The organism is Pseudoalteromonas sp. SG45-2, from assembly GCF_014164115.1.
Classification (GTDB): Bacteria; Pseudomonadota; Gammaproteobacteria; order Enterobacterales; family Alteromonadaceae; genus Pseudoalteromonas; species Pseudoalteromonas distincta.
The window spans coordinates 53,032-74,881 of the sequence record NZ_JACJEO010000017.1; the positions used below are offsets into that span (position 1 = coordinate 53,032).

At 40.2% G+C, this 21,850-nt stretch carries 22 protein-coding genes; 13 read left to right on the forward strand and 9 right to left on the reverse strand.

The genetic code is table 11. The features are described from left to right. The first annotated feature begins 13 nt into the window (after positions 1 to 13). Positions 14 to 1,318, forward strand: a complete 1,305-nt coding sequence (locus H5116_RS13375; protein ID WP_182716385.1) for a DUF4118 domain-containing protein — start codon at positions 14 to 16, stop codon at positions 1,316 to 1,318. After that, positions 1,311 to 1,979, forward strand: coding sequence for a response regulator (locus H5116_RS13380; RefSeq protein ID WP_101163047.1), 669 nt, complete (start codon positions 1,311 to 1,313; stop codon positions 1,977 to 1,979). The genes H5116_RS13375 and H5116_RS13380 overlap by 8 nt, the downstream gene beginning before the upstream one ends. Before the next feature lie 47 nt (positions 1,980 to 2,026). On the opposite strand, the gene H5116_RS13385 is transcribed toward H5116_RS13380, so the two are convergent. Next, positions 2,027 to 2,254, reverse strand: coding sequence for an MFS transporter (locus H5116_RS13385; protein ID WP_409074702.1), 228 nt, complete (start codon positions 2,252 to 2,254; stop codon positions 2,027 to 2,029). 326 nt (positions 2,255 to 2,580) lie between these two features. Between H5116_RS13385 and H5116_RS13390 the strand changes: the two genes are divergently transcribed. Beyond that, positions 2,581 to 4,230 carry a carboxylesterase/lipase family protein gene (locus tag H5116_RS13390; protein WP_182716386.1) on the forward strand — a complete coding sequence of 550 codons (1,650 nt, stop codon included), beginning with the start codon at positions 2,581 to 2,583 and terminating at the stop codon, positions 4,228 to 4,230. A gap of 763 nt (positions 4,231 to 4,993) precedes the next feature. Here the strand turns inward: H5116_RS13390 and pobA are convergent. Continuing rightward, positions 4,994 to 6,202 (reverse strand): 4-hydroxybenzoate 3-monooxygenase, encoded by a 1,209-nt coding sequence (gene pobA / locus H5116_RS13395; protein WP_182711651.1) that lies wholly within the window; start codon positions 6,200 to 6,202, stop codon positions 4,994 to 4,996. Positions 6,203 to 6,323: 121 nt separating this feature from the next. Between pobA and H5116_RS13400 the strand changes: the two genes are divergently transcribed. After that, on the forward strand, positions 6,324 to 7,196 hold the full coding sequence (locus H5116_RS13400; RefSeq protein ID WP_182711652.1) for a helix-turn-helix domain-containing protein: 873 nt from the start codon (positions 6,324 to 6,326) through the stop codon (positions 7,194 to 7,196). A 5-nt stretch (positions 7,197 to 7,201) separates the two neighbouring features. Here H5116_RS13400 and H5116_RS13405 read toward each other — a convergent pair whose 3' ends face one another. After that, positions 7,202 to 8,341, reverse strand: a complete 1,140-nt coding sequence (locus H5116_RS13405; protein ID WP_259395096.1) for a LysR family transcriptional regulator — start codon at positions 8,339 to 8,341, stop codon at positions 7,202 to 7,204. A gap of 197 nt (positions 8,342 to 8,538) precedes the next feature. Between H5116_RS13405 and H5116_RS13410 the strand changes: the two genes are divergently transcribed. Genes H5116_RS13410 through H5116_RS13450 form a run of 9 tightly spaced genes read left to right on the forward strand, consistent with a single transcriptional unit; the run spans position 8,539 to position 16,251 of the window. Beyond that, positions 8,539 to 9,228: a 4-carboxy-4-hydroxy-2-oxoadipate aldolase/oxaloacetate decarboxylase gene (locus tag H5116_RS13410; RefSeq protein ID WP_154903784.1), complete on the forward strand. Its 690-nt coding sequence runs from the start codon at positions 8,539 to 8,541 to the stop codon at positions 9,226 to 9,228. Next, positions 9,229 to 10,302, forward strand: coding sequence for a 4-oxalomesaconate tautomerase (locus H5116_RS13415; protein WP_182716387.1), 1,074 nt, complete (start codon positions 9,229 to 9,231; stop codon positions 10,300 to 10,302). Positions 10,303 to 10,351: 49 nt separating this feature from the next. Next, positions 10,352 to 11,371, forward strand: coding sequence for an amidohydrolase family protein (locus H5116_RS13420; RefSeq protein WP_182716388.1), 1,020 nt, complete (start codon positions 10,352 to 10,354; stop codon positions 11,369 to 11,371). After that, positions 11,368 to 12,261 (forward strand): amidohydrolase family protein, encoded by an 894-nt coding sequence (locus tag H5116_RS13425; protein WP_310735995.1) that lies wholly within the window; start codon positions 11,368 to 11,370, stop codon positions 12,259 to 12,261. The genes H5116_RS13420 and H5116_RS13425 overlap by 4 nt, the downstream gene beginning before the upstream one ends. A gap of 9 nt (positions 12,262 to 12,270) precedes the next feature. Then, complete coding sequence (gene ligA / locus H5116_RS13430; RefSeq protein ID WP_154903787.1) at positions 12,271 to 12,660, forward strand: protocatechuate 4,5-dioxygenase subunit alpha; 390 nt, start codon at positions 12,271 to 12,273, stop codon at positions 12,658 to 12,660. A gap of 2 nt (positions 12,661 to 12,662) precedes the next feature. After that, the gene (locus H5116_RS13435; RefSeq protein ID WP_182716389.1) at positions 12,663 to 13,502 is read left to right on the forward strand and encodes a class III extradiol dioxygenase subunit beta; all 840 of its coding nucleotides are present in this window, start codon (positions 12,663 to 12,665) and stop codon (positions 13,500 to 13,502) included. Between the two features lie 14 nt (positions 13,503 to 13,516). After that, a complete protein-coding gene (locus H5116_RS13440) occupies positions 13,517 to 14,461 on the forward strand; it encodes a Gfo/Idh/MocA family oxidoreductase (protein WP_182681164.1) in 945 nt (314 codons plus the stop codon). Between the two features lie 20 nt (positions 14,462 to 14,481). Then, the gene (locus H5116_RS13445) at positions 14,482 to 15,468 is read left to right on the forward strand and encodes an aldo/keto reductase (protein ID WP_182716390.1); all 987 of its coding nucleotides are present in this window, start codon (positions 14,482 to 14,484) and stop codon (positions 15,466 to 15,468) included. A 24-nt stretch (positions 15,469 to 15,492) separates the two neighbouring features. Continuing rightward, a complete protein-coding gene (locus H5116_RS13450; protein ID WP_182716391.1) occupies positions 15,493 to 16,251 on the forward strand; it encodes a sulfite exporter TauE/SafE family protein in 759 nt (252 codons plus the stop codon). A gap of 87 nt (positions 16,252 to 16,338) precedes the next feature. Here the strand turns inward: H5116_RS13450 and H5116_RS13455 are convergent, their stop codons facing one another. From H5116_RS13455 to H5116_RS13480, 6 genes are read right to left on the reverse strand one after another with little or no spacing between them, the layout of a single operon-like run. Beyond that, complete coding sequence (locus H5116_RS13455; RefSeq protein ID WP_182681167.1) at positions 16,339 to 17,469, reverse strand: FAD-dependent oxidoreductase; 1,131 nt, start codon at positions 17,467 to 17,469, stop codon at positions 16,339 to 16,341. A 1-nt stretch (position 17,470) separates the two neighbouring features. Next, on the reverse strand, positions 17,471 to 17,827 hold the full coding sequence (locus tag H5116_RS13460; RefSeq protein WP_182695759.1) for a Rieske (2Fe-2S) protein: 357 nt from the start codon (positions 17,825 to 17,827) through the stop codon (positions 17,471 to 17,473). Between the two features lie 2 nt (positions 17,828 to 17,829). After that, positions 17,830 to 18,765, reverse strand: a complete 936-nt coding sequence (locus H5116_RS13465) for a VOC family protein (RefSeq protein WP_154902988.1) — start codon at positions 18,763 to 18,765, stop codon at positions 17,830 to 17,832. A gap of 10 nt (positions 18,766 to 18,775) precedes the next feature. Next, complete coding sequence (locus H5116_RS13470; protein WP_154902989.1) at positions 18,776 to 19,936, reverse strand: S9 family peptidase; 1,161 nt, start codon at positions 19,934 to 19,936, stop codon at positions 18,776 to 18,778. 35 nt (positions 19,937 to 19,971) lie between these two features. Next, entirely contained in the window at positions 19,972 to 20,760 is a 789-nt protein-coding gene (locus H5116_RS13475) for a cyclase family protein (protein WP_154902990.1), read from the reverse strand. Next, complete coding sequence (locus tag H5116_RS13480; RefSeq protein WP_182716392.1) at positions 20,753 to 21,742, reverse strand: fumarylacetoacetate hydrolase family protein; 990 nt, start codon at positions 21,740 to 21,742, stop codon at positions 20,753 to 20,755. Before H5116_RS13480 ends, H5116_RS13475 begins: the two co-directional genes overlap by 8 nt. Positions 21,743 to 21,850: the final 108 nt, after the last annotated feature.

Genomic DNA, 21,850 nt, shown 5'->3' on the forward strand with positions numbered 1-21,850 from the left:
TGGGAGTGCACAAATGGGTATTAATAAATGGCTTAAGCCGCTTTTATTGACAACAATTGCGCCTATTTTTATTGTGCTGGCTATTTTTCCAGTTCGAGAGTGGCTAACGACCACCGACATTGTGATGTTGCAATTACTTTGGGTAGCATGGGTTGCGGTGCGTCAAAATGCCGCCTTAGCGGGGATTACAACGTTAGTTAGTGTGGCATGTACCGACTGGTTTTTTGTACTGCCGTACTTTACATTTCATATCGAAAAAATTGAATACTTAGTCACTTTTACTGTCATGCTTATAGTTGGCTTGATGATAAGCAAATTGGCGGGCGAGCTAAGTAAAAACGTTCGTGATACCCAGTTACATGCCAGTAATATACGATGTTTATATGAGTTAGCTAAGGCGCTTAATGGGCTTGATGATATAAACGATCAGCGCCAAGTATTTACAACATCGATTAAAAACCATCTAGGTATTACACTTCGTTGGAACAATAATACAATGGATAATGGAGAGTACTTCAATATCGAACAAAACACACAATGGGGCGGCTTTATTTCAGATGCCGAACTTAGTCCTGAAAACCGTGCATTTATAGATACGGCACTGTCTTTGTTGTTTCAGGTCCACGAAAACTCAAATCTTAGAAACCAGTCGGCATCGATGAAAGTACAAGCAGAGTTAGAACGTGCTAAAAACGCATTGCTGCGTAGTTTATCTCATGATCTACGCACGCCTTTAGCTACTATTATGGGTTCATCAAGCATGTTAGCTGACGAAAATATTGAGCTAAGTAAGGCATCAATTACAGAACAAGCAAAAAATATATATGAGCAAAGTGAAATCTTAAATCAGCATTTTAATAAAGTGATGGAGCTTAGCCGGGTAAATAAAATAGGAGAGCAGCTAGCGTGGCAAGCTATCAACGTACATACACTTGTTACTGAGGCTAAAGCACGCAGGCAGCAGCAATTAAGTGGTTTTAACTTAGCGTTAGTATTTGATAAAGCTACTTGTTGTATAGGTGATATAACACTTTTAGAAATCGCGCTTGCGAATATATTCGAAAACGCGGCACGTTACGGTGATGGAGTGGCGACAGTGGACTTTAATACTGAACGAATTGGTAATATAACACACTATAAAATAGCCGTAAGCAATCTCATAGTTACTCATCCAAGCAGTTCGGATGAAGGAGTTGGTCTTGGTAGCGTAATTTGCGATGTAGTTGCTCAGTTTCATCAAGGCGAATTTGTATTAGCTATTGATGAGCTGACCCAAGTAGCGACAGCAATACTTAGCTGGAGTGCAAAGAATGATTAATGTATTGGTGCTAGAAGACTCACCTGCATTGCAAAGTTTTTTAAAAACATTACTAGGTGCCAGTGGCTATAACGTATCAATTAGTGCGAAAGGGCTTGATGGTTTTTCATTAATGAGTGAGCAAAGCTTTGACTTAGTGTTACTTGATTTGGGTTTGCTTGATATGGATGGACAGGCTTGGTTACTTGAAGTACGACAATGGAGCCAAATACCAATATTAGTGCTTTCGGCTCGCGATGGCGAGGTGGAAAAGGTTACAGCCCTTGATAATGGGGCAAACGATTATATAACCAAACCTTTTAGTGCAAACGAACTTCTGGCAAGAATGCGTGTGCTACTAAGAGTAAATACACAGCCCAGTTTGGCACTACAATGCGGTAACATCATTATAGATCCGCATAAGCACACAGTTACGCTTAACAGCAGCGATGTAAAGCTCACTAATAAAGAATATAAAATTTTGCTTATGTTATTTCAAAATAAAGATAAAGTGCTTACTCATAATGCTATTTTAAGTCAGGTATGGGGGGAGCAATACATTAATAGACCTGAGTATATTCGTGTACATGTAGCGCAACTAAGACAAAAGCTTGAGGTAAACCCTGCAAGCCCTATTCATATCTTAACTGAGCCAGCGGTAGGTTATAGATTAGTTGGGTAGGCACTAAAAAATTATCGTCCTAAATTTAGCTATTTAGGACGATAAAGTTACACGTTTTCTAGTTTCGTTCCTTTGGTTTCTGTTACTAAATAAATAACAAAAAGCACCGATATTAATGCAAAAAATGCATAGAGCGAATATGCGAGTACAAGCCCTCCAGCGGCTAGCAATATGGGAAAGGTAATAGTGACTAAAAAATTAGCCAGCCATTGAGCAAGCCCTGCAACCCCTAAGCCTAATCCTCTCATGCTATTTGGAAATATCTCGCCGAGCATTACCTACATTACGGGACTCCATTAAAGGTTAAAAAAGAATACATATAAGTTGGCCTTTACAAGAAAACCAAAGCAGCCAAATCTTGATTACATACAAAAAATTAGTAATAACCGCTCATGGACATAGCCGAAGTTGATATAAAAGCTGAACATTCAGCTAACCCAATACAAAGCGAATTAAACCTGCTCTACAGAGTAGTGCTCTTTTTATTTCAGTGTGAGATACCCAAGTTAGTAATACTTATATAATGCGGCTTTTTCATGTGGCTGCATTAATCAATAAGCAATTGCTTAATAAGGCAACCTGCTTAATTCAGGAATTTAATATGAATACCTTAAAACGAATTCGCTTTATCATTGCAATGTTTATGAGCATAAGTATTTGTGCGAACGGGCAAGACTCAGCTGAACTTAATGAGCAAGCAAAAGCCACACATAATGTGATTGCAAAAACACAATTAGGGCTTGTTAAAGGGGTGTCTGTACTAGATACAAAAATGCCAGTTAATAAATTTTTGGGGATCCCTTATGCACAAGCACCTATTGCTAATTTACGCTGGCAGGGACCTAAAAGTGCGACTCAGTGGCGAGACGTGCTTGATGCAACTCAATATGCCCCTGACTGTATGCAAACCACATTTCCTGGTGATTCGGCGCCCCTAAAAGGCTCATTGAGTGAAGACTGCCTTTACTTAAATATATGGGCACCAGCACAAGATATCACTCAAAAGCGCCCAGTTATGGTGTGGATACACGGTGGAGGCTTTGTCAATGGTGGTTCGTCAGCGGCTATTTATAGTGGTCAGTCGTTTGCCGAATCGGGCGTTGTATTTGTTAGTTTTAACTACAGGTTAGGGCGTTTTGGTTTCTTTGCTCATCCTGGGTTGAGTGAACAAAGCAAAAATACACCGCTTGGAAATTACGGCTTAATGGATCAAATCGCGGCCCTAAAATGGGTTAAAAATAACATTACCCATTTTGGTGGAGACGCTGATAATGTAACACTTTTTGGTGAGTCAGCTGGTGGTCGCTCGGTGAATTTTCATATGTTATCGCCCCAATCTAAAGGGCTTTTTCACAAAGCGATTGTGCAATCAGGGGGTGGTAGAAGTGATTCGACAGAGACGGTCGTATACTTAAATAAAAAAGGCACTAAAGGTAACCCTTCAGCTGAGGATGCTGGCATTCAATTTGCTAGAAGTGTGGGAATTAATACCAATGATATAAAAGCACTCGCAAAACTACGTGCTTTACCTGCAGAAAAGGTATTGAGCGGTTTGAATATGATGAACGCAAATACGCCTACTTACAGCGGGCCTATGATTGACTCATCTATTGTATTAACAAGTGACGAGGAGGGGTTTGCTCAAGCTCTACAAACAAAAGTTCCACTTTTTATTGGCAGTACGGATTTTGAGTGGGGATTTTTAAAAGACTACAATCCGAAAGGTGCTATTGCAATAGCCACAGAAACGCTCGAATCAGTGAACAATAAAGCTCAGTTTACTAAAGCGTATGCGCCATTTGTGCTAGCTAAAAATGGGGAGTTAAATTATCCACTGCTAGGCTCTATGATATTCGGTGATAAGCGTTTTGTAGAACCTGCGCGCTATATTGCAAGCAAAGCGAGTATGAGTGAACAGCCTACATGGCTTTATCGTTTTAATTACGTCCCTAGCCACTTAAAAGGCAAAGTTGATGGCGCATACCATGCCACTGAAATATCTTTTGTATTTAATACTCTTGCGCAAAATCCGTTAACATCGCAAAACGATTTTAAAATTGCCAGTGCAATGCACGCTGCATGGGTAAGGTTTGCTAAATACAGCAACCCGTCACCTAAGCAAGGCATTGCTTGGCCTAATTACAATGCTAAAGATAATAGAATAATTGAATTTAACGAGAACGGAAGTGAGGTAAAACAAGACCCACTTGAGAATCGCTTAAATGAGATAACCAATCTAATTAGCCAATAAACATTTATAGAGCCCGTATATATACGGGCTTTTATTGGCATAAATATTAAATTTTCATAACTAAAATTTATATTTTTAGAGCGTGTTGATATGTGTTTATTAAAAAATTAAACAAAGCATGTTTAGTGCATTTTAAGCATGATATTAGATTTTAATGTATTAACCATTTGGTCCGTCTGTTAGGCTGATTCAGTATGCTAAAAGCTGCATATGTGCCATTTAAATTAAACTCAAATACCACACAATAGCATTAAATCAAGGCGCAAACCCTGACCAAAGCGTTGCTGTTTACTTTTTGATCATTACGAAAAATTTCATTGATTCAGTAAAATTGTAGCTAGGTAAGCCGTATTTATTGGGTAGCAGACATGGCCTTAACGATTCAAATACATAGCTTATAGCTTAAAAGGAAAAGTTTAGGAGGCATATTATACAATTTGAATTCAATTGTTTTGATTCTGTGAAAGTTAAATTTCAGCAGCAAATCACCTCCAGATAAAATGTTGCCACTTAAATGTATGTTGTTTGGGTTAAATTTGTTACATATGGCAACCCATCACCTTATTTTACTCAAAATTTGCCACTACTTTCAGCGATAAAGAATGAAATTATTGAATTTAATCAGTTTTGGTAAGCTATCAAAAACGATCAGATAGTTAAGCTTTTAAACGATATAACTAAGTTAGTTAACTAATCGTATATATTAATAAATAAAGCCCATGTTACTAATATCATATGAGCTTATTATTTTAAGGGAACTTGTTTAAATTTTCTCGTATGGCATTCCCACATATTGGATTGCTATTACTTTTTTACCTTCTTCATAATTTAGATGAAAATCAAGGTCGGATGCCATGAATCGTTCAAGCGTTTTAGTCTCGTTTTCATTCATGTTGTCATCATCGTATTCATGCAGCATGTTTGACATCCACCATGAGAATCGCTCGGCGTGCCATACTCTTTTTAATGCTATTTCGGAGTATTTGGCTACCGCATCAGGTTCCTCACCATTGTATGTCTTATCTAGCAATTTGCTGAGGGTGGATACATCAGATGCTGCCAGATTAAGACCTTTAGCGCCTGTAGGTGGTACAATGTGAGCGGCATCGCCAACTAAAAATAAGCGTCCATCTTGCATTGGTTCACATACAAAGCTACGCAGAGGGGCAATACTTTTTTCAATGCTGGGGCCGGTAATCAGCATCTCAGCTACGTCTTCAGGTAAGCGTTTTTTAAGCTCAGTCCAAAATTCATCATCAGACCAATCTTCAATTTTATCAGTTAATGGCACCTGTAAATAATAACGTGAACGGGTTGAAGAGCGCATACTAGCTAAAGCAAAGCCTCGTTTAGTTTTACAGTAAATAAGCTCATCAGCAACGGGGGGAGTATCGCTAAGTAACCCAAGCCAGCCAAAAGGATAAATACGTTCAAATTCGTTACGTTTTTCTTTAGGGATAGATTGTCGAGAAACGCCATGAAAGCCATCGCATCCAGCAATATAATCACAGTCTAATTTATATTCAATACCATTTTGTGTAAACGTTACAAATGGGGAGTTTGAACTTTGCTCATGAATGGCAACATCACTAGACTCATAATAAGTCGTTGCCCCTATGTTTTGGCGCGCTTGCATTAAATCACGGGTAACTTCTGTTTGCCCGTAACACATAACGGTGCTGCCATTTGTAAGTGCCTTTATATCGATTCGATGACGTTGACCATAATGTGCTATTTCAAAGCCATCGTGAATGTGGCCTTCCTTTTTCATTCGCTCATCTACACCAGCTTCTGCTAGTAGACTCACTAATCCTTGTTCTAAAATACCTGCACGAATACGACCTAAAATATATTCGCCTGATGCGCGCTCTATAATTATGTTATCGATCCCCTTTTTAGCTAGAAGTTGACCGAGTAACAATCCAGAGGGCCCTGCGCCAATGATTGCTATTTTAGTTTTTAATGATTGCATTTTTATACTCGTTGAAAACATCGTGTTCTTTTATATTGCTCATTAGTTAATGTTTAAACCATTCACAATTGATGTCATCTGTTGTACTTTTGAGTCAAAGTTAATTTGAGTACACGTGCAGATGAATAAAAAAATTCCATTTTATGACCTATACGGAGAGCCGTTTATTCGCCAAGAGCCAGGTGCTGTTCATGTTGAAGATATAGCTTATCGAAGCAGTGAGCTTAAATGGGAGATATCACCACATCGTCATAATAAGTTAGTTCAAATTGTAATTGTTTTTAATAACTCTTGGGCTGCGAGGTTAGATGAAAGAGAGTATCAACTGAATGGGGATTGGGGGGTAATTATTCCGGCTGGTGTTGTACATGGCTTTCATTTTAAACCACGCACACAAGGCTTTGTAATTTCAATAGACGACAGTTTTTTAGTAAGCAATTATGGTGAGACTAGCCTGAATCAATTGTTATTAAAGCCATTAACGGTTGAGTTTGAAAATGCAGCACGTTTAGTGCATTTAAAGCACTACATAGAGCTGCTAATGTATGAAATTAATTATAATGAATTAGGTGCGCCTATTGCCGTTGAGCAATTGCTAAAATTGATATTATTAAATATTTTTAGGCAAAAAAACACTACTCTTTTGGCAAGTAACGCCCGCAGTCGAGAAACAGAAATAGTCGTTAATTTTAGAAGCTTAATTGAGCTAAATTATACCTCACATATGACTATTCCTGACTACGCTGAGAAGCTACATATATCTACTTCAAAGTTAAACCGTATTTGTAAAAGTTTATTAAATGATTCTCCCAAAGCAATTGCTCATCAACGTCTGATCACTGAGGCAAAGCGACGTTTAATCTATACTACACAAACAATCGACGAAATAGCGCTTCATTTAGGATTTAAAGATAGCGCGTATTTTTGCCGTTTTTTTAAGTTAGCCACTAATACAACCCCAACATTATTCAAGCAACAGTCGAATATTAACTAGCTCGATTAAAGCATGCGCGTATTGTTTTTAATTATTGTTAAAAAACGCGATTGCATTTGGGTAGGCTGCCAGTCTTTTCGTATCGTCAGTCCTATACTACGGTCAGTATCGGGCAGTGTCATCGGGCAGATAGCTAATATTCCTGTTTGTACTTCTATTTCAACTTGCTTGGCTGGTAACAAGGCCGCTCGAGAACTGTTTAATAAAATACCGCGCGCAGCAACTTGCGAGCTGCACTCTATTACATGGCTTGGTGGTGGTAAACCTCGGCTAACAAATATGTTACTAAAAACCTGCCACGCGGGTGTGCTTTTGTTAGGTGCTACCCAATCAAGTTGTTGGAGCTCTTTTGTTGATATTGTTTGGCGGCTTGCCAAAGGGTGTTGAGCATTTACTACAACACAAAGTTGATCTTTAAATAATGGAATTTGTTCAATATCATTATGTTGAGCAGGGATGCGTAATGCACCGACAATGATGTCAATTTCACCATGAAGTAAGTTAGCTAGCTGCTCTTGGTATGGACCATCTATAATACTTAGCTGGGCATCAGGAAATTCATTATTTAAAGCAATAATACTCAATGGCACAATAGCTGAGCGTGCCAATGGTAAGCTACCTACTTTTAGAGCACCATCCATTTGTCCATTAAACTCCCTCATTTCATAAATACCTTGGCGTAATTCAGAGAAAAACAGCTTTGCAAAACGATTTAGCAAGTTTGCCGTCCAAGTAGGTTCAATACCCACGGGTGAACGTACCGCGAGGTCCTTTTTACATAGTTGCTCTAAATCTTTGATGCTGCGGTGTAAGGTGGGTTGCGACAAATTAAGTTTATTGGCTGCAGCGGTGTAGTTTTTCATTTGTACTAAGTGTATGAGTGCTACTAATTGCTTTGAAGTGACAGAGCGATTAAAGGCATCTTGCTTATGTTTATTATTAAAAATAACCCTCGAAAATTCATCCAAATACTCAAATGCACGTTCAACCCGATTTAGAAAAAATATACCGCTTGGCGTCGGTGTCATCCCCGAGTGGGTCCGAATAAATAGGACTTGATTAAGTTCGTTTTCAAGTTTTTTAATGCCTTGGGTGAGTGCCGACTGGGTTAAGTGAACAGTATTAGCTGCCTTGCTTAACGACATTAAGTTCCTTATATACAAGGCGCTTAACAAATGTCTATTGTTAAAATTCATTTTTATTTAACTCACACATTAATATTTGATTACTACCACTATAGAAAAAACTAATGTCCTTTGACAGCTTTTTAAAGTTCTTTATATAGCTGACTTCAATATACTCATTGCATCAATAGCGTTTAATTATAAATAAGGTAAATAGTATGGCTGTGTGTATTACAGATATAGCGCGCCCTAATAAAGAGATATTAGAAAAATACCAAAATGCTGAAGTTGCAACGGTACATGAGGCACAAGGTCGCGTTGGCTTATTAGCCAGCTATATGAAGCCTATTTATCGCTCTGCTCGTATTGCTGGCAGTGCAGTAACATGTGAAGTGGCTCCTGGCGACAACTGGATGATTCATGTAGCTGTAGAGCAATGTCAGCCAGGTGATGTACTTGTTGTTACACCTACGAGCGGGTGTATTGACGGTTTTTTTGGTGACTTGTTGGCAACTTCATTACAAGCGCGAGGCGTTAAAGGTTTAATTATTGATGGTGGCGTACGCGATATCGCAACACTGACTGAAATGGGCTTCCCGGTTTGGTCTAAAGATGTTTATGCGCAAGGTACAGTTAAAGAAACCATTGCAAATGTCAATGTGCCAGTTGTGTGCGCAGGGGCTTATATAAAACCTGGAGACATCATTGTTGCTGATGATGACGGCGTTGTTGTTGTTGAACAAAGTCGTGGTGAAGAGGTTCATGAAAAAGTCCTGAAACGTGTTGCTAACGAAGAAGACAAGCGAAAGCGTTTAGCTTCGGGTGAGTTAGGTTTGGATATATATGCTATGCGCGAGCGTTTAGCAGCTAAAGGCTTAACTTATATAAAGCAAAGTGAGGATAAGTAAATGCACGCGGCTATTCCTTGCTCAATTATGCGCGGTGGTACCTCTAAAGGGCTTTATTTTTTAGCCAGTGATCTTCCGAGTGATTCCTCAAAGCGCGATGAATTACTGTTACACATAATGGGGTCGCCTGACACAAGGCAAATTGATGGTTTAGGTGGTGCGCATCCTCTCACCAGTAAAGTGGCTATTGTTGAAAAATCAATGCGAGCAAATACTGATGTGGATTACCTTTTTTTACAAGTTGTAGTTGATAAAGCGGTGGTGAGTGATACACAAAATTGTGGCAATTTACTCGCCGGTGTTGCGCCATTTGCAATTGAGCAGGGCTTAGTGAATGCAAAAGAAAAAACAACCGATGTACGAATTCATATGCTAAATACTGCAGCCTCAGCTGTGGCACGCGTTCAAACTCCTAATGGCAAAGTAAGCTATAAAGGGGAGGCCGTAATCGACGGTGTACCAGGTTCAGCAGCGCCTATCACGCTCGACTTTCTAGATATAGCGGGTGCCAATTGTGGTGCACTTTTTCCTACGGGTAATGCCATAGATGAAATTAATGGGTATTCAATAACCTGTATTGATAACGGCATGCCGGTGGTTATTTTAGATGCTAGCGAGTTTGGTTTAGTGGGTGATGAGTCGCCTAATACACTCGAAGATAATACCGATTTAAAGCAAAAGATTGAAGCTATTCGTTTAATCGCGGCTAAGATGATGAATTTAGGGGATGTAACTAATAAAACGATTCCAAAAATGTCTTTAGTAAGCCCTGCAAAAAATGGTGGGGTAATTAACACTCGAACATTTATACCCCACCGTGTTCATGAGGCTATTGGGGTGTTAGGCAGTGTGAGCGTAGCAAGTGCATGTGTTTTAAAAGGTACAGTAGCCTATAGGCATGCTAACCAAAACTTTATTGATGGGGAGTTTGATATCGTTGTTGAGCATCCAACGGGTCAGTTTACTGTTGAAATGCAGGTATCAGGTATCGCTCAACTGAGCACTTATAAAATACATCGTTCTGCGCTGTTAAGAACCGCGCGGTTATTAATGGTCGGCTCAGCAATGGCTTGATCGACTACTAAAAGATAGTTTCAATAATACTCTCAGCAGGAGACACACAATGATAATAGACTGCCACGGACATTACACAACAGCGCCAGAGTCATTACAGCTTTTTAGAGCAGCGCAAATTAAAGCATTTGAAGAGGGAAGAGCCCTTCCAGGCGTTCCCTATATTTCGGACGATGAAATTCGCGAAAGTATTGAAAAAAATCAGTTAAAATTACTTGATGAACGCGGCTTAGATATGACTATTTTTTCACCTCGTGCATCGGCTATGGCTCATCACGTAGGTAATGAGGAGGTATCAAAACAATGGACCTTAGCCTGTAACGATTTAATAGCGCGAGTTGTTGACTTATACCCTACGCGTTTTATAGGAGTGTGCCAATTACCACAATCGCCGGGAGTACCAATTGAAAATTCAGTTGCTGAGCTAGAGCGCTGTGTTAATGAATTAGGATTTGTTGGTTGTAATTTAAACCCTGACCCTTCTGGTGGTCATTGGACTTCAGCTCCGTTAACCGATCCGAGTTGGTTTCCACTTTATGAAAAAATGGTTGAGCTCGATGTTCCTGCAATGATCCATGTATCGGGCTCATGTAATCCAAATTTTCATGCGACGGGCGCGCATTATATGAATGCTGATACCACCGCATTCATGCAATTTTTACAAGGTGACTTGTTTAACGAGTTTCCTGATTTACGGTTTATTATACCCCATGGTGGTGGAGCGGTGCCTTATCATTGGGGGCGTTATCGTGGATTGGCTGATATGATGAAGCAGCCACCACTTAACGAGCATGTTATGAAAAATGTATATTTTGATACCTGCGTTTATCATCAACCAGGCATAGATTTATTAGTAGACGTTATTGATACTAAAAATATTTTATTTGGCTCTGAAATGATTGGGGCTGTGCGTGGTATTGATCCGCAAACCGGACACTATTTTGATGATACTAAACGTTACATTGACACATTAGAAATATCGGCAGCAGACAAAAAAGCTATTTTTGAAGAGAATGCGCGTCGCGTATACCCACGCTTGGACGTCAAATTAAAAGGGATGGGTTTGTGAGTAAATTTATAATGGATGCCGATTGGCTTCATTGGCATCAATCGCCATCAAAACCTGGTTTTGAGTTACCCGAAGGTGCGGTTGATGCGCATTGTCATGTATTCGGCCCCGGCAATGAGTTTGGTTTTGCGCCCGAGCGTAAATACACACCGTGCGATGCATCAAAACAGCAGCTCTGGGATTTACGCGATTACTTAGGATTTAGTCGAAATGTTATTGTGCAAGCAACCTGTCATGGAGCTGACAACAATGCGATGGTAGATGCGCTTTTAGCATCAAATGGTTTAGCACGTGGTATTGCAACTATTAAAGAAGATATTAGCGAAGCCGAGCTTGATAAATTACATGCTGCAGGTGTACGCGGTGTACGTTTTAATTTTGTAAAGCGCCTAGTTGATGCCTTGCCATTTGACTCGTTAAAACGTATAGCTGATCGTATTGTTAAACGTAATTGGCACATTGTTATCTATTTTGAAAGCCAAGATTTGCCCGAGCTTTATGATTTTTTCACTAGTTTGCCAACGACATTAGTCGTTGACCATATGGGGCGCCCAGATGTTACTAAACCTGTTGAAGGCGAAGACTTTGCGTTGTTTTTACAGTTTATGCGTGAGAATGAAAATGTGTGGTCTAAAGTAAGTTGCCCTGAACGGATCTCTGCTGATGGTCCTGATAAAGGCTACCAAGACGTTGTTCCTTTTGCGCGTAAAGTCGTGGAAAGTTTTCCTGACCGTGTTTTATGGGGCACTGATTGGCCGCACCCAAATATGAAAAGCCACATGCCCGACGATGGTAAATTAGTGGACATGATTCCACTTTTTGCACCTACTGCTGAATTACAGAAAAAGTTATTAATTGATAATCCAATGCGTTTGTATTGGTCGAAATAAGGAATACATATGGCTATTAATAAACCTTACAAAGAGGTGCCAGGTACCATTATATTTGACGCCGATATGGCGCGTTTAGGTTTTCACTTAAATCAATTTTGCATGTCGTTGATGAAAGCGCCAAATCGGAAGAAATTTAAAGCAGGTGAGAAAGTCTACCTTGATGAGTGGCCAATGAGCGAAGCACAAAAAGAAGCGGTTATAGCACGTGATTACAACAGAATGATGAGCCTAGGCGGCAATATTTATTTTCTTGCAAAAATATTTTCTAGCGACGGTATTAGTTTTCAAGCCGCAGCATCAACGATGACGGGGATGACACAAGATGAATACGCGCAAATGATGCTATCAGGGGGTCGTGCACCCGACAGCAGTAATACATTAAAGAAAGGAAGTTAATCATGGCCAAAATAAATGCAGGTGTTGCTACATCACATGTTCCGGCTATTGGGGCTGCTATTGATATTGGCATAACAGATAATGAGTATTGGAAACCATTATTTGAGGGTTATGATTACGCTAAAGAGTGGATAAAAAAGCAAAAACCAGACGTTGTATTATTAGTATATAACGATCATGCAACCGCGTTTGACTCTAATTTAGTTCCTACCTTTGCGATTGCAACGGGTGAAGAGTTTAAGCCAGCCGATGAAGGATGGGGGCCACGTCCTGTGCCAAATGTAAAAGGCTATCCTGAATTTGCTTCACATATTGCTCAATCTGTTATTCAAGACGATTTTGACTTAACTGTCGTCAATACTTTAGATGTTGATCATGGCTTAACGGTCCCGTTATCACTGATGTTTGGTCAGCCTGAAAATTGGCCGTGTAAAGTTATTCCTATTGCAGTAAATGTAGTGCTTTATCCAACCCCATCTGGGCAGCGTTGTTACAATTTAGGTAAATCGTTACGTAAAGCTGTAGAAAGTTTTGATGAAGACCTGAATGTACAAATTTGGGGGACGGGCGGCATGAGCCATCAATTACAGGGACCGCGTGCAGGTTTAATTAATAAAGAATTTGATAATGCTTTTTTAGATGACATTGTTGATGATGCTGAAAACTTAGCCCTAAAACCACATCTTGAATACATTAACCTAGCTGGCTCTGAAGGCATTGAGCTTATTATGTGGCTCGTAATGCGTGGTGCGCTCAATGATGAGGTTGAATTAAAGAAGCGTCATTATCATGTACCCGCATCTAATACTGCTGTTGGTCATCTTGTTTTAGAAAATAAATAACCTGGAGAAATTTTATGAAAGTAATTGTTGTTGGACCAGGCGCATTTGGAATTAAGCACCTTGACGGTATTAAAAATATCGACGGTGTTGAAGTGGTAGCACTTGTTGGTCGTACGCTAGAAAAAACTCAAAAAGTGGCTGATGAGTATGGCATTCCACAGGTTTTTACAAGCTTAAATGATGCGCTTAAAATTGACGCAGATGCAGTTATTTTATGTACACCTACTCAGCAACACGCTGCGCAATCTATCCAATGTATGGAAGCGGGTAAGCATGTGCAAGTTGAAATCCCATTAGCAGATAGCTGGGAGAATTCATTAAAGGTAGTTGAGGTACAAAAGCGCACGGGGCTGACTTGTATGGTTGGGCATACTCGGCGCTTTAATCCATCACATCAATGGGTTAATAATAAAATAACGGCTGATGAGTTTAGTATTCAGCAAATGGATGTACAAACGTACTTTTTCCGTCGTAAAAATATCAATGCTAAAGGCGAGGCCCGGTCGTGGACTGATCACCTTTTATGGCACCACGCTGCGCACACTGTTGATTTATTTGCTTATCAAGCAGGCGCTAAAGTGGTTAAAGCGAATGCTATTCAGGGACCAATTCACCCAGAGCTTGGTATTGCTTTAGATATGTCTATTCAATTACTAGCTGAAAATGGTGCAATTTGTACCTTATCATTATCGTTTAACAATGATGGGCCTTTAGGAACATTTTTCCGCTATATTGGTGACACAGGAACATACATAGCACGCTATGATGATTTAGTGGATGGCAAAGAAAATGCGATTGATGTCTCCGCTGTTGATGTATCAATGAATGGTATTGAGCTGCAAGATAGAGAGTTTTTTACTGCTATAAAAGAAGGTCGCGAGCCTAATTCAAGTGTGGAGCAGGTACTTGATTGTTATCGGGTGCTTCACGACTTAGAGCAGCAATTAAATAATCAATAATTAATCGCAAAGGAGGACGTATGAATAAGCGTAAAATTAATGGTCATAGCGTTAATCCAATTGGGTTGGGCTGTATGAACTTGAGCCATGCCTATGGGAGTCCTCCCTCAGATGAAGCTGCAATTAATTTATTACACGCAGCGATTGATTTAGGTGTTGAGCATTTTGATACTGCCGCTTTGTATGGATTTGGTAAAAATGAAGCCCTACTAGGTAAAGCTTTAGCTCCACACCGAGATAAAATTTTTTTGGCGAGCAAATGTGGTATGGCGGGCGTTAATGGTAAGCGTGTTATTGATGGGCGTCCACAAACGCTTCGATCAACAATAGAGGCGTCTTTAACTAGTCTAAATACAGAAGTTCTAGATTTATATTACTTACATCGTATGGATAAATCTGTGCCGATTGAGGAGAGTGTTGGCGAGCTCTCACGCTTAGTTGGTGAAGGAAAAATTAAAGCAATTGGCTTATCTGAGGTATCAGCCGACTCAATAAAGCGAGCAAATAATGTTCATTCTATTGCAGCGGTGCAATCAGAGTATTCGTTATGGACACGTAATCCTGAAATTGCAGTCCTCGAAACATGTAAGCATATAGGGGCTGCTTTTATTGCATTTTCACCATTAGCGAGAGGCTTCTTAACTGAGCAGGTTACCAGTCTAGAGGTACTAGTTGAAGGTGATATTAGACGTGGTATGCCACGCTTTAATGAACCTCATTTTAGCAAAAACAAGCAATTGTTAAGTGCATTAAAATCTATCGCACAAAGCACAAATTTAACACTGGCTCAATTGTGTTTAGCCTGGGTGCTTCATCAAGGTGAGCATGTTCATGTTATCCCTGGCACACAGAATAATACACATTTAGCCGATAATGTAAGTGCTGAAAAAATTGTACTGTCAGCAGAGCAGTTAACACAACTATCAGCTTTATTCTCACCGTTCTCAGTTAGTGGTCCGCGTTATCCTGAAGCAACTCAAGCGGAAATAGACACCGAAGAGTTTTAAATGTAGCAATTAAGGTTTTTCGTTTTGAGCTTATTACTAAATGATTTACTCACCCCGCTTTATGCGGGGATTTTAATTGCATCCGCTTTTTTTGGATCATTTATTACCGCCGCATTTGGTGCAGGAGGCGGCTTATTACTACTGCTTTCAATGGCCTCTATACTGCCTATGTCAATTGTTATTCCCGTTCATGGCCTTGTTCAGTTAGGCTCTAATGCGACTCGTGCAATAGCAACGTATAGATACATTGACCTAGATATGTTGGCTTATTTTTCAGTAGGGGGGCTGTTTGGTGCTGTGCTATCGACTACCGTATTAACACAAATAGCACTTGAGCCGATGAAAATTGTGTTGGCAATATTTATTTTTTATTTGTTGTGGGGTCCAAAGCCCAAATTTAGTGGCACATCACCAAGCGTGCGCCTTATTGCAGGGTTGAGTACTGCCTTTCTCTCTGTATTTGTTGGCGCTAGCGGCCCAATTGTAAGCAGTTATTTGTATACAAAAGAGTATGAAAAATTAAAATTTACGGCAACATTTTCAAGCTGTATGGCACTTCAGCATGTATTAAAAGCGGCGGTTTTTAGCGTTGTTGGATTTGCATTTTTTAATTGGCTGCCTTTAATTTTTTGTATGGTTATTAGTGGTGTGTTCGGAACGTTTGTAGGTTTACATGTATTAAATAAAACTCATGGAGCTAACTTTAGAAAGGTATTACGACTTATCTTGAGCTTTTTATCCCTGCATTTGATATGGCAAGGCGTCCGTTATTTTTATAATTAGTTGGGATAATATAAATAATACCCCCTCGCTGTCACTCATTTTCAGCGAAGGGGTATTAACAACCTAGTTAACCTAAAATCGGGTCAGTTATATTGCTTTAGCTAAAGCAATATGGGAGTCGCGCATAATTGCAGAGTGCTCAGCTTTGTCGCCTCCTTCTATTTCAATTTGAGCAAGTCGACCTGAGTTTTCAACAACAAGCTTACAACGCTCCCAACGGCGCTCTTTAAAAGCGGTTAGTGCGTGTTCTAACTGAGCATGCTTAGTTAGTTCATCAGCCAGTACAATAGCGTCTTCAATACCTATACATGCACCCGACGCTAAATGAGGTGTCGTTGCATGTACTGCATCGCCAATAAGTACGATTCGGTTTTTATGCCATGCTTCTTTAACTAATAGCCCTTCAAGTGGTCGGTAATCAATTTTAGAGTTTTCATTTAGGTGAGCATGTATTTCTTGTACTACCGGTGCTGGAAATTTGGCTACAAGTGCTTTTAATAAAGGTAAAAAGTCTTTTGGTTCAATATAATTATTTTCAATTTTATCCTCTGTAACAAACATATACATTTCGTTTTTCGACATAGGGTTAACCCCTACTTTAATATGTTCGCCTACCCACATTACCGTGTTATCAATGCCTTCAAGGCGAGGCAGTACGGCTCGCCATACACCTTGGCCTACAAATTTAGGCTTTTCAGCTTCAGGGAATGTGACTTGTCGTACTTTTGAGTACAAGCCATCAGCACCAATAATTAGGTCATATGTTTTTGTTGTGCCATCGGTAAAGGTTACTGTTGCCCCATTTTCGTCTTGTTCAATAGATGAAAATGTACAGCCAAGCCTAACATTGGCATTGGTTTGTTTCGTTTTATTTGCCAAAATTTGTGCAAGTGCTGGTCGCATTATAGCGCCCGCTTTTGGAATATTAGCATTAGCCATTAATGGCGTTGGTATATGGGCCAGGTGCAAACCATGTGGGGCATATATATCTAACCCTTCATGGGCACTGCCTTTTGCTAAAAACTCTTCTAAAATTCCAAGTTGTTGAAAAGCTCGAATTGTAGCTCCACCTAAACTGATCCCAGCCCCTTCTGCTCGCCAGTTAGGATCAATTTCTACCAAATCGACAGCAATATTTTTTTTCTCAAGTTCTATGGCTGCCGACATACCAGAGAAGCCACCACCAATTATTAATACATTAGAAATACACGGGTTCATTTTAGAACTCCTTTATTGTTGTTATATCCACCCAAATTTCATTGTGTTGGTGAATATCTAATTCAATGTTTGTTAAGGCCTGATTTTTACATGGCCCTTGTGTGCAAATACCAGTGCTAATTTCGAATAAAGCGCCGTGAGCAGCACAGACTATTTGATCACTTTTTGAATCTAAGTATTTATCTTTTTTCCAAGGTAATGTGGTATCACCGTAGTGAGGACAGATATCTTTATAGCCATAATACTCCCCATTTTTATGAACTATAAAGAGGCTGTCGCGCCCTTGATTAAGAGGGTCAAAGCCTTTAGCTTGACCCTCTGTAATATCGCTTTTATAGGCGATAAATACTTTACTCATGATTACTCTGGTTTACCGGGAGGTGGGCCCATTGGTGCCCACTTTTCGCGGTACTGCAGCAAGAAAGCTTGCGAATTATCAGCACCCGGCATTGCTTCTCGTGCAGTCCATTCATCATCGTGTAAATCCATATCAGCATCATATTCAATGTTGCAGCCAAACGGACTTTTGAAGTACCAAAACCAGTTTGATCCGAATATATGACGACCTGGCCCCCAAAAGCTTTGATAGCCTTTATTAACTAAGGCAGTACCTGCCTGAGAAACTTCTGTTGGTCCGCTCATATGAAAAGTGAAATGCTCAATACCTTGCATGTGTGGCGGGGTATTTATAAAAAATAATGTGTGGTGATCGTTGGTACCGGCAGGGCGCATAAAAGGACCTACATGGGTAAAACGATCCGTTGTAATAAAGCCTAAACGCTGTGCGTAAAAAGCTTCAGCTTTAACGGCATCCGGTACAAAATACACAACATGAGAAAGGCTACGAGGCTTTGCCTTGAAGTCTGTATTAATACCAATATTGTTTACAGCACGGTTGTTTTCACACCCTGGCGCGTTGACTTTTTCTGCTGGTAGATTCTCGAGCGATTGCCGTATGGTCACTTGAAAACCAATAACAAACCCTAAATCGTCAACAGATTCGATACTGCCATCGTCTAAAGTTGTTACTGTTCGGTCTTTTTCAAGCTCTGTTTTTAAAGCATCTATTGTATGCTGATCTTTTACACCGTAAATTGTTTTACGCAGCATTGAACCAGTAGCAAGAGGATTCGGTAATGAGCTGTCATCTGCTTTTTTAATTTCAATACCTGTGCCATCAAGAGCAACAAATCGTGTTTCAGTTTTTTGTGTTAAGCCATAATCTAGTGCGAACTGCTTACAACTCTCGGTGTCTTCAACACCAAAAACAAGCGTATCGGGGCCAATAATATTCATGGTGTGATCCTTATTGTTTTTTTAATTCGTTAAATGTTTCAGCTACCCAATCAGCTATGTACTGACCCGCGTTTGAACTGTTGTCGAAGCTAGAGTGCTGTACACCACCTTCTCGTTCTGTAAAGATTTTTAGCTCACGCTTAGGGCTATTGACTAGTTGCTCAAAGGTGCGCTCGGCCCATTTAAGTGGAATTTGCGAATCTTTAGCGCCGTGAGTGACTAAAAATGGCACTTTAATTTTTTCAATTTGACCATCAAGGTGGACGTTTTCAGCAATTTCCATGAAATCATCCATATTTTTTGCACCCCAAACCCATTGCACATGTGCCCAGTAATGAGGTACAGGGAAGTCACCTTCTTTTTCTAAGCGACGTTTTTGAACGTCACGCCAATCGTGGTTTGCACCCCATACACAGCCTAGGGCAAGTCTCGGTTCATTCGCTACCGCACGAGGGCAGTAATAGCCACCTAAAGAGACACCTTCCATGCCAATTAGCTTGCTATCTACTTCATCATGTTGTTCTAACCAATCAACAACAACACTTGCCCAATGCTCAGTGTCAAAACGAGCATGGAAGTCTTGTAGCTTTAACGCTTCACCTGTACCTGGTTGGTCTAAAACAAGTGATGAAACGCCACGTTCTGCTAACCATTGTGGTAAACCAACGCGATATTTCATTTCCTTTGATGAATCTAGGCCGTTTATTTGTATAAGAATAGGGGCAGGGCCTTTAACGCCTTTGGCTTTGACATAAAGAGCACTAAGGTGTTTGCCTTCATAAGGAATTTCCACGCGTTCACAGTTTTCGTGACCCAGTTCGATTGATTTTTGAAAAAGCGAAAGTGAACGTTTATACAGCTCTGTTCTTCCCGAGGCGCCATGTGCTTGAATGCGTTCACAGGTTATAAGGTAGGTTGCAGCGCGATTATATTTGTACCCTGCAGAAAGCAGTCTGCCACGTTCTAGATCTTCTTCAGCAAGACCACATAGTTTATCGGCCATTTTAGCCCACGTGTCTCTAAATGCTTGAACGCCTTCTTTATCTGGTGATTTTGCAGCCTCTTGTAAAGGGCCACACATTTCTTCGATTTCGCCAATGCGAGCGCCCATTTCGATAGCTAAATTTACTGATAAATTCCATACATAATTCGTCGGGAAATACTTAAACATAATAACCTCTTAATAAATTAATGTGTTGTGCTCAACTACTTTTCTAGAAATGCGACAGCTCTGACAAAACCTGCTGAGGCATGTTTAATTTTGTAAGGAAAACATGAAACTAAAAAACCACTACTTGGTAGTGATGCTAAGTTTGCTAGCTTTTCCATTTGCCCATAACCAATGTCGCGACCCGCTTTATGGCCTTCCCAAATGATTGATGGGTCGCCGCTTTCTTCGAAACGTTGTTTAGTGAATTTAAAAGGAGCATCCCAGCTCCAAGCGTCGGTACCCACAACTTTTATACCGCGCTCTAAAAGATACAAGGTGGCTTCGCGGCCCATACCAACACCAGCATCAAGGTAACCAGGCTTACCGTAAACAGAGCCTGCACGGGTATTGACTAAAACGATGTCTAACGGCGATAAGGTGTGATTAATTCGGGCTAGCTCTTTTTCAACGTCTAGGGCAGTAATTACATAACCATCAGGGAAATCTCTAAAATCTAATTTAACACCGCGTTGAAAACACCACTCCAAGGGCAACTCATCAATACCAAAGGCTGGTTTTCCACCATCTGTGGTAGAGGCATAGTGCCATGGTGCGTCCATGTGAGTGCCACTATGAGTGGTGATCTCTAAACGTTCAGCCGCCCACGATTCATTCCCTGGGAGTTGATCTTTTTTTAAACCAGGGAACATTGATGACATTTCTGGCCAACCTTGTTGGTGGTCGGTATACTCGATTTTTGGTAATAATGGCGGTGGATCGGTATAGGGGTTATTCTCAAGCGTTACCGATAAATCGATTAATGTGTATTGTGATGGATTAAACATGTGTATTCTCCATTATGGCTTCTTGTTTTATATCTCCAAATATTGACTTGCCCTGCGAATCTAGTACTCGCATATGAACTGTTTCGCCAGATTGTAAAAAGTCTGTTTGTGGTTTGCCTGTGGCAATCATTTCCTTAGCACGTAGCTCTGAGATACAGGCTTGTCCTTTACTAATATCTGCGTTAGAAACAGTACCTGAGCCAAACACGGTGCCCGCTTTAATAGGGCGAGTTTTAGCGACATGGGCAATTAATTCATGAAAACCAAAAAACATCTCTGTGCCATCAGGCGCACCAAACCATTTGTCGTTACGGTAAACTTCTAGTGGCAGTGAAATACGACCATTACGCCAGTTTTCACCAAGCTCATCAGGGGTAATAGCAAATGGTGCGAAGCTGGTAGGGCCTTTAGCTTGTACAAAGCCAAAACCTGTTTTCATTTCTCTTGGCCCGAGTGCGCGATAGCTGATGTCGTTAAGCATGACTATTAGACGTATTTTCTCAAGTGCAAACTCTGGACTACTCCCCATTGGAATGTCACCGACCATCACGCCAAATTCGCCCTCAAAATCAAGACCAACTTCGTTACTTGGAGCTGCAATTTTATCATTAGCGCTAAGAAAGCTATCGCCAGCACCTTGATAAACAAGTGGATAAATATCAGCATCTTCGATTGGGTCCAGATGAAATGCTTGCTGCATCAACACGCCATGATTTAAAAAAAGTGAACCGTCTAACCATTGCCAACTACGTGGTAAAGGGGCCATTAATTGAGTGTTACACACTTTATTAATGCCTGTTAGCTCAAGTGCGTTAAGTGCCTCGTAGCGAAGTAAAAGCTTATCTTGTATAGCAGGCCATAAATCTAGTGCCTCTTGGAGCGTGCCGGCTAGGTCGCTAATGTCTACGTAGTCAGTTAGATCCTTTGAGACTAATACAAGCTGACCATCTGGTTTTGAATTATTAATTGTTGCAAATTTCATTGTGTGTCCGCAGATGTTGTTAAACTTTGGTTTAAGTCATATTAATACTTCATTTGCAATTGATGAAATTGAATGTTTAGATAGGTTGTATCAATAATTTTAATACTT